At 72.9% G+C, this 6,846-nt stretch carries 7 protein-coding genes; all 7 read left to right on the forward strand.

The window, feature by feature from the left end:
• The first annotated feature begins 102 nt into the window (after positions 1-102).
• Positions 103-693, forward strand: a complete 591-nt coding sequence (locus VQ03_RS26660) for a phosphoheptose isomerase family protein (protein ID WP_048453947.1) — start codon at positions 103-105, stop codon at positions 691-693.
• On the forward strand, positions 690-1,646 hold the full coding sequence (locus VQ03_RS26665; protein WP_048453948.1) for a carbohydrate ABC transporter permease: 957 nt from the start codon (positions 690-692) through the stop codon (positions 1,644-1,646). Before VQ03_RS26660 ends, VQ03_RS26665 begins: the two co-directional genes overlap by 4 nt.
• Entirely contained in the window at positions 1,643-2,461 is an 819-nt protein-coding gene (locus VQ03_RS26670; RefSeq protein WP_048453949.1) for a carbohydrate ABC transporter permease, read from the forward strand. Before VQ03_RS26665 ends, VQ03_RS26670 begins: the two co-directional genes overlap by 4 nt.
• The gene (locus tag VQ03_RS26675) at positions 2,458-3,390 is read left to right on the forward strand and encodes a sugar phosphate isomerase/epimerase family protein (protein ID WP_245292203.1); all 933 of its coding nucleotides are present in this window, start codon (positions 2,458-2,460) and stop codon (positions 3,388-3,390) included. The genes VQ03_RS26670 and VQ03_RS26675 overlap by 4 nt, the downstream gene beginning before the upstream one ends.
• On the forward strand, positions 3,387-4,361 hold the full coding sequence (locus VQ03_RS26680) for a sugar-binding transcriptional regulator (protein WP_048453950.1): 975 nt from the start codon (positions 3,387-3,389) through the stop codon (positions 4,359-4,361). The genes VQ03_RS26675 and VQ03_RS26680 overlap by 4 nt, the downstream gene beginning before the upstream one ends.
• Positions 4,362-4,626: 265 nt before the next feature.
• Positions 4,627-6,258 carry an FGGY-family carbohydrate kinase gene (locus VQ03_RS26685; RefSeq protein WP_053078748.1) on the forward strand — a complete coding sequence of 544 codons (1,632 nt, stop codon included), beginning with the start codon at positions 4,627-4,629 and terminating at the stop codon, positions 6,256-6,258.
• A 7-nt stretch (positions 6,259-6,265) separates the two neighbouring features.
• A partial coding sequence (locus VQ03_RS26690) for an ABC transporter ATP-binding protein (RefSeq protein WP_048453951.1) occupies positions 6,266-6,846 on the forward strand: 581 nt, incomplete at its 3' end.

Here is a 6,846-nt window from a genome sequence, read left to right on the forward strand (position 1 = left end):
GCGATACCGGGCAAGCCCGGCATCGCCTGGAGAGGGGATCCCGCGCTTGCTTCTGAAAAGGACCCTCTCTCGGACAGCTTCGCGCCGGTCGGGGAGACAAGGATGCCCGTCACCTCGCAAGGAGGACCGCCCGTGCCAACTCCCTACCGCCAGGCCCTCGCCGAGCTGGAGCACGTCTTCGCGCGCCTCGACGACGCGGCCGTCGACGCGGCCGTCGCGGCGATCGCCGGGGCAGGGCGGGTCGCGCTCTACGGCGTCGGCCGCGAGGGGCTGCAGATGCGCGGCTTCGCGATGCGGCTGTTCCACCTCGGGCTCGAGGCGAGCGTCGTCGGCGACATGGCGACCCCGCCGATCGGGGCCGGCGACCTGCTCGTGGTCTCGGCCGGGCCCGGCAGCTTCTCGACCGTGCTGGCGCTGATCGGCACGGCCCGCGCCGCCGGGGCGGCGGTGCTGGTGGTGACGGCGCAAGGCGGGGGCGAGGCGGCGCAGCGCGCCGACCGCGTCCTCGTCGTCCCGGCCCAGACCATGGCGGACGACCGGGCGGGTGACCAGGGCGGCGCCTCGATCCTGCCGATGGGATCGCTCTACGAGGGCGCATTGTTCGTGCTGTTCGAGATCATGATCGTGAAGCTCCGCGCGCGGCTCGGCGTCAGCCCCGAGGCGATGCGCGCCAACCACACCAACCTCGAATGACCCCGCACCCCGCCGAGACCGCCGCCGCCGGCCCGGCCGAAGAGCCGACCAAGGCCAAATCGGGCCGGCTCGATCCCGGCTACGGCCGGCTGACGCCGCTGTGGTTCCTGCTGCCGGCGGTCGGGACGCTGCTGGTGATCGGGATCTACCCGACGCTGTTCGCGCTCGTGACCTCGTTCCGGCGCTACAACCTCGCCCGGCCGCGGGACGGCTTCCCGTTCGTCGGGTTCGAGAACTACCTCGGCGTGCTGGGCGACCGGAGCTACTGGGATTCGCTCCTCCTCACCGCCCGGTTCTTCCTGACCGTGATGCCGGTCGAGCTGGTCCTCGGCATCGCCATCGCCTTGATGCTGCACCAGCCGGGGCTGCCCTTCCTGCGGGCGCTCGCCCGGGTCTCGCTGGTGGTGCCGCTCGCCACCACCTTCGCGGTGGTCGGGCTGATCGGGCGGCTGATGTTCAACCGCGATTTCGGGGTCGCCAACCAGATCCTCGGCTTCGTCGGGCTCGGCGGCTTCGACTGGCTCGGCTCCTCGGCCGGCGCCTTCGCGGCGATCGCCATCATGGACATCTGGCAGTGGACGCCGTTCTGCGCCCTGATCTTCCTCGCCGGCCTGTCGATGGTGCCGATGGAGATCGAGGAGGCGGCGCGCCTGGAGACGCCCTCGCGGCTCGCGCTCCTGCGCCACGTGCAGCTGCCCTACCTGCTGCCCGGGCTCACCGCCGTGCTGATCCTGCGCTCGGCCGACATCCTGAAGCTGTTCGACATGGTGTTCGTGATGACCCGGGGCGGGCCGGGCTCGGCCACCGACCTGATCTCGATCTACATCCAGCGGATCGGCTTCCGGGTCTTCGACATGGGCACCGCCTCGGCCCAGGCGATCCTGCTCCTCGTCGTCACGATCATCCTGAGCCGGCTCTACATCCGCCTCCTGTACCGGGAGATCGACCCATGACCGGCCGCTCCTCACGCCTGCTGCACGCCCTCGGGCTCCTGGTCACCCTGGGCTTCACCCTGTTCCCGTTCTACTGGATGGTGTCGTCGAGCCTGAAGGAGCAGGCCGCCCTGCTGGCCTCGCCGCCGGTCTGGTTCTTCCGCCCGACGCTCGCGCATTATGCCGAGATCTTCGCCGACCAGAAGGTGTCGGGGGCCATCCTCAATTCCCTGATCGTCGTCTGCACCACCACCTTCCTGGCGGTCTGCCTCGGCACGCCGGCCGCCTACGCGCTCGCCCGGTTCGAGTTCCGCGGCAAGCGCGACCTCTGGTTCTGGTTCATCTCGAACCGGATGATCAGCCCGATCGTGCTCGCCCTGCCGGTCTACCTGCTGGCGCTCCAGGTCAACCTGCTCGACACGCACCTCGTCCTGATCCTGATCTACCTCACCTTCAACCTGCCGATCGTGATCTGGATCTGCACCGACCAGTTCCGATCGATCCCGCGCGACCTCGAGCAGGCGGCGCGCCTGGAGGGCGCCGACCAGTTCACGATCTTCCGCCGGATCTACCTGCCGCTCGGCGTGCCCGGCATCGCGGTCTCGGCGATCTTCAGCTTCATCTTCTCGTGGAACGAGCTGCTCTACGCCCTCGTGCTCACCCGCCGCCAGGTGCAGACCGCCCCCGTCGTCGCGACCAGCTTCATGTCCGGCTACGAGCTGCCCTGGGGCAAGATCATGGCGACCGGCACCGTCATCGTGCTGCCGGTGACGCTGTTCGCGCTCGCGGTCTCGCGCCACATGGTCCGCGGCCTCACCATGGGGGCGACCAAGTGACGGACTTCGACGTGACCCACTCGGACGTGACGCGCCCATCCGTCGGCATCAACCTGTCGTTCTGCGTCAAGCGCTGGGTCACGCCGGCCCTCTGGGCGCCGCTGGTGCGCGACGAGCTCGGCCTCGACCTCGTCCAGCTCACCTTCGACCTCGTCGATCCGCTCTGGCCCGACGCGGTGCTCGACGGCGCGGCGGACGACATCCGGGCGATGACGGACCGCCACGGCATCACGGTCCACAGCGCCTTCGTCGGGCTCGCCCATTACAGCTTCAACCAGCTCCTCCATCCCGATCCGCGCCTGCGCGAGGTCGCCGAGCACTGGCTCGCCCGCGCCTACCGCTTCGCCGCTCGGGCCGGCATTCCCCGCGTCGGCGGCCCCCTCGGGGCGGTGGCGGCGCGTCCCGACGGGCACGAGCCGGACGCGATCCCCGACCCGGACTACCGCGACCTCGTCGCCCGGATGCACCGCCTCGCCGAGGTCGCTTCCGGCGCGGGGCTCACCGAGCTCCTGGTCGAGCCGACCCCTTTGCGCCGGGAATGGCCCTGGACGGTCGAGCAGGCCGTCCGGATGGCCGAGGACCTCGCGGGCGCGGCGCTGCCCTGGCGCTACTGCGTCGATTGGGGCCACGGCACCTACGAGCCGCTCTACGGGCCGGGCCGGGCCGCGATGGAGCCGTGGTTCGAGGGGCTGGGCCACCGGATCGGCGCGGTCCACCTCCAGCAGACGGACTACCAGCTCGACCGCCACTGGGACCTGACCCGGCCGGGCCGGGTCGACCCGCGCGCGGCCCTCGCCCTCCAGCGCCGCGCGGGCCTGAGCGACGTGCCGGTCTTCCTGGAGGTGTTCTACCCGTTCGAGCAGGACGACGCCTCGGTGCTCGACGCGGTGCGCCGCTCGGCACTCATCCTGCGCGAGGCGGCCGCGTGAGGGCGACGTCTCTCGAGACCGAGGCCGACCACGAGGGCGAGCATGTCCGCGCCCGGGTGGCCTGGTACTACTTCATCGCCGGCCTCAAGCAGCAGGAGATCGCGGACCGGCTCGGCATCACGCGCCTGAAGGTGAACCGGATCGTCGGCCAGGCCCGGGCCGACGGCTCGGTGCAGATCGAGCTGCGGATGCCGCTCGCCCATTGCGTCGCCCTGGAGGCGCGCCTGAGGGACCGTTTCGGCCTCGCCGAGGCCGTCGTGGTGCCGGCGGTCGACGATCCGTCCGCCCAGCAGCGCGTCATCGGCGAGGCGGCGGGCGCCCTCCTCGACCCGCTGCTGGCGGAGGGCCGCGGCCTCGGCGTCGGCTGGGGCAGCACGCTCTCGGCGGCGGCAAGGCGGATCGGCCCGCGGCGCCTGCCCGGCGCCTGGGTGGCGGCGCTGATGGGCGGCCTCACCCGGGGCTCGGGCACCAACACCTTCGAGGTCGCGACGGAGTTCGCCCGGGCGCTCGGGGCCGAGTGCTACTACCTCCCGGCCCCGATCTACTGCCCGTCGAGCGAGAACCGGCTCGCGCTCCTGACCCATTACGGCCTCGCCGAGGCGATGCGGCGGGCGCGCCAGGCCGACGTCGCCCTGGTGGCAGCCGGCGACCTGTCCGACCTCTCGCTGCTCGCCCGCACCCAGACCGTCTCGGAGAATCGCGCGGCGCTCGTGGCGGCCGGCGCCGTCGGCGACCTGCTCGGCGTCTACCTCGACCGCGATGGCATGCCGGTCGACCACCCCCTCAACGCCCGCGCCGTCGCCCTGCCGCCGGAGGACCTGCGCGAGGTGCCTTACTCGATCCTCGCCGCCGGCGGCCTGCACAAGGCCGGGATCGTGGCGGCGGTGCTGCGGGCGGGCTACGTCAACCGCCTCGTCACCGACGAGGCGGTGGCGGAGGCGGTCCTGGACGAGAGGGAGGTGCGCGCGTGAGCGGGATCCGGACGAGCCTAGGCCGCCGGCGAATGGGCGAGCCCGTCCCGGGGCGATTCGGGATCCGGCGCCGTCCCCGTTCTCTCCTGGCAGCCGGCAAGCCCGTCCCAGGAAGAGGAAAGGCGCGGGTTTCCCCCTCTCCCCGCGGGCGAGGAGAGGGGGAAACCTCTGCCTCGTCCTTTCCGGGACAGCCCTGCAAGGGCGAGAACAGACGAACGTGCCCCGGCCGCCGGCCCGGCGGCGGGCAGCCCGCGCGGGAGGCGCGATGACCACCCCCCTCGTCCTCGCCGTCGACGTCGGCACCCTGTCGGCACGGGCCGGGCTGTTCGCTCCCGACGGTCGCTGCCTCGCGGCGCGCCAGGCCCCGTTCCGGCTCCTGCGCCCGGCCGAGCACCACGCGGTCTACCGCATGGCGGAGATCTGGGCGGCGGTGGGTGCTTGCGTGCGCGAGGCCCTGGCGGCCGAGCCCGGCGCGGTGGCGCGGGTCGTGGGGCTGGCCTTCGACGCCACCTCGTCGCTGGCCCTCACCGCCACGGGCGCGGCCCCGCTCGACGGCGAGGCCGACGTCGTCTGCTGGATGGACCACCGGGCCGAGGCGGAGGCGCTCGAGATCGACCGCACCGGCCATCGCTTCCTCGACCATGTCGGCGGTGCCGTCTCGCCGGAGACGAACCTGCCGAAGCTGCTCTGGCTCAAGCGCCACCGCCCCGAGGCCTGGGCCCGGCTGACCGCCGCCCGCGACCTCTGCGACGAGCTCGCCTACCGGGCGACGGGCATCGACCGGCACTCGGTCTGCGGCCTCGCCTGCAAGTGGCCCTACCTGCCGCACGAGGACGAGCCCTGGTGCCACGATCTCCTCGACGCGCTCGGCCTTGCCGACCTCACCCGCCTCGGGAACCTCGCGGCGTCACCCGGCCATGTGGGCACGGTGCACGGGCCGCTCTCGCAGGACGGGGCACGGGACCTCGGCCTCGCGCCCGGCCTGCCGGTCGCCGTCGGGCTGATCGACGCCGAGGCCGGCGCCCTCGGGGTGCTCGGCCGCGACTGCCGCCCGCGCCTCAACCGGGTGCTGCCGATGATCGCCGGCACCTCGACCTCGTTCATGCCCTTCGCCCCCGACGCGCGCCACGTGCCGGGCGTCTGGGGCCCGTTCAAGGACGCGGTCTTCCCCGGCCTGTGGATGCACGAGGCCGGGCAGAGCCTGTCGGGCGCCGCCCTCGACGCGGTGCTGGCCCACCATCCGGCGAGCCCCGGGCCGCCGACGCCGGAGCGCCACGCGGCCGCCGCCGCCGCGGTGCTGGCGCTCCTCGACGCCGAGGGGCCGGCCTTCGCGGCCCGCCGCCACGTCGTGCCGGACTGGCTCGGCAACCGGGCGCCGCTCGGCGACGGGCGGGTGCGCGCCCTCCTGACCGGCATCGGCGAGGAGACGAGCGCGCGCGCGTTCCTGGAGGCCTACTACGCCACCGCCCGGGCGCTCGCCCTCCAGACCCGGCACATCCGCGAGCACCTGAACCGCCACGGCTACGCCATCGACACGGTGGCCTTGGCCGGCGGGCACCGGCACAACCCGCTCCTGATGCGCCTGTACCGCGACGCGCTCGGCTGCACCCTCGTGGTCGGCGAGGCGGCCGAGCCGGTGCTGCTCGGCACCGCCATGGTGGCCGCCACCGCCGCAGGCCTCGTCCCCGACCTGTTCGGCGCCCTCGACGCGATGGCGCCCGAGCAAGCCGCGCTCACGCCCGACCCGGCCTGGGCGCGGGCGCACGAGCGCGCCTACCGCACCTACCTGACCCTGTTCGAGGTCCGCAACGCGATCGAGCGCGACGCGCGGGCGGCGGAAGCCGCCCCTCTCGCCCACGACCTCGCGGAGACCGGCCTCGCCGCCGACCACGGATAGACACGAGATGGCCTTCCTCAGCCTCGACGGCATCGTCAAACGCTACGGCGACCACACCGTGGTCGACGGCGTCGGGTTCCGCGCCGAGAAGGGCGAGTTCATCGTCTTCGTCGGCCCCTCCGGCTGCGGGAAGTCGACCCTGCTGCGGATGATCGCCGGCCTGGAGGAGATCACCGCCGGCACGCTGTCGATCGACGGGCGCGAGGTCACCCATGTCGAGCCCGCCGCCCGCCAGGTCGCGATGGTGTTCCAGTCCTACGCGCTCTACCCCCACATGAGCGTGTTCGAGAACATGGCCTTCGGCCTGCAGATGGCGAAGATGCCGGCCGACGAGATCCGCCGCCGGGTCGAGGAGGCGGCCGCGATCCTCCAGATCGGGCCGCTGCTCCAGCGCAAGCCGCGCCAGCTCTCCGGCGGCCAGCGCCAGCGCGTCGCGATCGGGCGGGCCATCGTGCGCCACCCGAAGCTGTTCCTGTTCGACGAGCCGCTCTCGAACCTCGACGCCGAGCTGCGCACCCAGATGCGGATCGAGATCGCCCGGCTGCACCAGAAGCTCGGCGTGACCATGGTCTACGTCACCCACGACCA

This window comes from Methylobacterium tarhaniae, from assembly GCF_001043955.1.
GTDB classification, from domain to species: Bacteria; Pseudomonadota; Alphaproteobacteria; order Rhizobiales; family Beijerinckiaceae; genus Methylobacterium; species Methylobacterium tarhaniae.